The sequence below is a fragment of the Streptomyces sp. NPDC046881 genome (assembly GCF_040645015.1).
Classification (GTDB): Bacteria; Actinomycetota; Actinomycetes; order Streptomycetales; family Streptomycetaceae; genus Streptomyces.
In genome coordinates this window covers 1-3,195 of sequence record NZ_JBEYXJ010000220.1, presented here as the reverse complement: position 1 = coordinate 3,195, position 3,195 = coordinate 1, and the positions used below count along the sequence as shown (strand labels likewise).

The following is a 3,195-nucleotide window of genomic DNA, read 5'->3' as shown; positions in this document are numbered from 1 at the left end:
CTGCACCCCCCACGGGCGGCGGGGGGCCCGGCGGTGGGGGGGGCGGGGCGCCCTTCGCATCGGCCGGGGTCAGGAGCCGAGGCGCTTGAGGTCGGCGAGGATCGGGCCGACGTCCTCGTACCCGAACTCGATGTGACTGATCTCGGCCGCTCCTTCGTACTCCGCGTACCGGTGCGAGGTCGGCGTGGTGATGTGCAGCTGGCCGTCTCGCAGTTCGGCGCGCGCGCCGCCGGCGTGGCTGCCGGTGTGCCGCCACTCGCGGTACGCGCGGTGCTCGGTGATCTGCTCCAGGGCGCTGGCGAGGGCCTCGTGGGTGCCCGGTGCGATCGTGGTGTGCTCGTCGACCGGCCTCCAGGCGGCGTCCCGCTCGTCGGCTGTGATGTCGCCTTCACCGGCCCGCTGCCGGTACCACGCCTTGATGTACGTCGTCGCGGTCACGTACGCAGATTCACGGCGTACCTCGACGTTGAACCAGGGCTCCATCTGAGGCCGTGTTTCGAGGATGGCTCCCATGCGGGTGCCCCTTTCTGGTCGTGGCCGACGGCTTGTCCGTCGGCCATTGTGGTGGGTCAGGCGGCTTCGGCGAACAGGCTGAGCTGTTCCGTGGCGGCCGGGAGGGCCGGGAGGGGTGCGGGCCGGACGAGGCGGACCGGGCCCGACTTGGGCAGCTCGGGCTTCGGGGTCGGGCGGGTGGCTTCGGCGCGCAGGTCGTCGACGACTGCCGGGTCCAGGAGGTGCTCGGCGATCTCCTCGGCGGTGGGCACCCAGTCGGCCGGGGGCTTCCGGCCGAGCCGGTGGGTGAAGCCCTGCACCTTCGCCCACGCCTGCGCGCGCTTCTCCTCGCGGTCCTCCCAGGCGTGCAGCTCGTCCATGGCCGCGTAGAACGCCTCGCGCTCTGCGCGGCTCCTGCGCTCGTCCTCGGCCCAGGCTTCGGCGAGACGGCTGGCGGTCTCGCCGCCGATGAGCGGCTGGAGGGGCTCGCGTTCCTGCTTTCGGTCCTTCACGGCCGGGGTGGGCCGGTAGACGCGCCACAGGAACAGGGCCTCGCGACCGTCGGCGGTCATGCTGACGCGCTTGTAGCCGGGACCGTACGGCTCGGTGACGGTGATGAATCCGGCCTTGATGAGCGGAGTGAGGCGGGCCTCGTCGACGGCGGTTCCGGACCAGCCGGGGCGGGGGCGGTCGCGCAGGACGCCGTTGGCGTCGTAGCTGAGCGCCGCAGTGCCCGCCGAGGCGACCAGGTACGCCTGGCGTTCGGACCAGCCGAGTGCGTTCGCGCGCTGCCGTCCCCATGCCCGCGTGCGGGCGCCCTCGAGGAACCCGGCGGCCGTCGTGCCGGGCGGGGGCAGCTCGGTTGCCGCGTCGTCCTCGGTGTCGGACTCGGGGGCGGCCGGGGGCTCCTCGACGGTGGGCGCGGCCTCGGCGGGTTCCTCGATGGCGGCCGGGGCCGGCTCGTCGGTGTCGGCCGAGGCGGGCGGGGTGTCGCGGACGCGGCTGCCGTAGTTGGCGATGCTCGTGACCGGGCGCGGCTTGCCGTTGAAGTAGCGGACGGAGACGCGGAACGGGAAGCCGGTCTCGTCGGACAGGCGCTCGATCTCGTCGGCGTTCGCGGCGACCACCTCTTCCGCGTGGCGGCCGAGGACGAGCACGAAGGTGCCGACGCGCTCGCCGTTGCGGTAGTCGCCGGTGACGCGGAAGTCGCAGCCGCGGCCCTGGGTGAGGCCGAGGCCGCGCAGGACGCGGGCGATGGCCACCGTCGGGGAGGAGGGGGCGGTGTTGGGCATCCGCTGACTCCTTTCAAGGGTGCTAGTGGGTAGTCACTATGTCCAACGCGTGAGGGGCCCTGGGGTACCGGGGTGGGCCCGAGAAATCGCGGCGTCCGGACGCGTCCGGACGCCGCCCGGACGTCTCACGCGGACGCATCCGGACGAGAGCGCTGACCTGCACGGACGCCGTCCGGACGCCGTCCGGATCGCGGCGGATCACGCGGCGAATTCAGCCGCCACGATGGTCGGGTTGACGGCCTCCTCGTCGTCCGTCCAGAGCCGCAGCCACGGCCGCCCGTCGTAGCTCACGCCGGTCGGGAACGGCTGGTCGGTACGCACCCGGCGCGCGGAGTAGGCGCCGTGGAACCAGATCCCGGCGGCCGTGAGGGCGTACGGCCGGCCCACCATCTCGGTGAGGTCGAGGCCGAAGCGGGCGGCGCCCCGCAGCTGGTCGACGAGGTCGGCGCGGGTGGCCGCCTCGGCCCAGTCGGGCAGTCCTTCCAGGGCCTTGTGCCGCAGGGCGCGCTTGTCGCGCCGGTCGGCCTCCGGGTGGCGCCGGTGGATCGCGGTGTCCAGCGCGCGGTGGAGCTGCCGGGCCTCGGCCGGGACCTGGTCGCCGTCGAGGTACTGGAGAGCGGTGGCGTAGACGCCGCGTACGCGGGCCTGGGTGATGCGCATGGCTGGTCCTTTCGGATATCGGAGCGGACGGCGTCCGGACGTGTGCGAGGGGCGTCCGGACGCCGTCCCGTCTGGGGGTCAGCGGCTGGAGATGGCGGCCGCGTAGGCGGCGTCGATCGACTCGACGAACCGGGCGAGAACCCTCTGCCGGTGGCCACGCTGGACGTTCCCGGCGATCTCGCCGGAGGGGGCGCTCGTGGTCAGGCCGCAGGAGCACATGGCGAAGCTGTCGGGGCCACCGGCCTGGGTGTGGTCGCGAGCGAGGAGACCGAGGCGGGCGGCGAGCGTGAGGCGTACGCGGCCCCGGTCGTCAACGGCGACGAGGCGCCGGGCGCGGAGGCGGGCGGTCTCGCCCGTGGGGATCACGGTGTCGCCGGCGACGATGTGGCGGCTGTCGGCGGTCAGGACGTGGCGGGCGTCACCCAGGCCGATGAGGGCGAGGTGCGCGCGGGTCGAGGCGTCGAGCGTGCCGACCGGCATCTCCGGGGTCAGGGTGATCGAGCGCAGGACCGGCTGGTGCGTGGTGAGGTCGATGCGCGTCCAGCGGATCGAGGCGCCGCCGTTCAGGGTGGCCTCGGAGCCGAAGCCGCGGTTCAGCGCCCGTCGCAGGAGCATGAGGGCGTGGGACTCGCTGACGGGGCCCCGGCTGTCGCCGCCTGCGTGGACGATCGTCTCGGTGAACATGGCGCTTCCTCTCGGTCTGAGCTGGTGGGGGGGGTGGGGGCCGGGGCGGGGGGGGGGGCGGGGGGGG

4 protein-coding genes are annotated in these 3,195 nt (G+C 74.0%); all 4 read right to left on the bottom strand.

Annotated elements, in window-relative coordinates:
- Positions 1-69: 69 nt before the first annotated feature.
- The gene (locus ABZ923_RS41085) at positions 70-438 is read right to left on the bottom strand and encodes a hypothetical protein (RefSeq protein WP_361483498.1); all 369 of its coding nucleotides are present in this window, start codon (positions 436-438) and stop codon (positions 70-72) included.
- Between the two features lie 131 nt (positions 439-569).
- On the bottom strand, positions 570-1,784 hold the full coding sequence (locus ABZ923_RS41080) for a hypothetical protein (RefSeq protein ID WP_361483495.1): 1,215 nt from the start codon (positions 1,782-1,784) through the stop codon (positions 570-572).
- A 198-nt stretch (positions 1,785-1,982) separates the two neighbouring features.
- The gene (locus ABZ923_RS41075) at positions 1,983-2,444 is read right to left on the bottom strand and encodes a hypothetical protein (RefSeq protein ID WP_361483492.1); all 462 of its coding nucleotides are present in this window, start codon (positions 2,442-2,444) and stop codon (positions 1,983-1,985) included.
- Between the two features lie 78 nt (positions 2,445-2,522).
- Positions 2,523-3,128, bottom strand: coding sequence for a hypothetical protein (locus ABZ923_RS41070; protein ID WP_361483489.1), 606 nt, complete (start codon positions 3,126-3,128; stop codon positions 2,523-2,525).
- Between the last annotated feature and the right edge of the window lie 67 nt (positions 3,129-3,195).

What these genes read in the sequence shown, in the direction of transcription:
- ABZ923_RS41070 (WP_361483489.1), bottom strand. Translation starts at nt 3,128, where the DNA reads ATGTTCACCGAGACGATCGTCCACGCAGGCGGCGACAGCCGGGGCCCC.
- ABZ923_RS41080 (WP_361483495.1), bottom strand. Translation starts at nt 1,784, where the DNA reads ATGCCCAACACCGCCCCCTCCTCCCCGACGGTGGCCATCGCCCGCGTC.
- ABZ923_RS41075 (WP_361483492.1), bottom strand. Translation starts at nt 2,444, where the DNA reads ATGCGCATCACCCAGGCCCGCGTACGCGGCGTCTACGCCACCGCTCTC.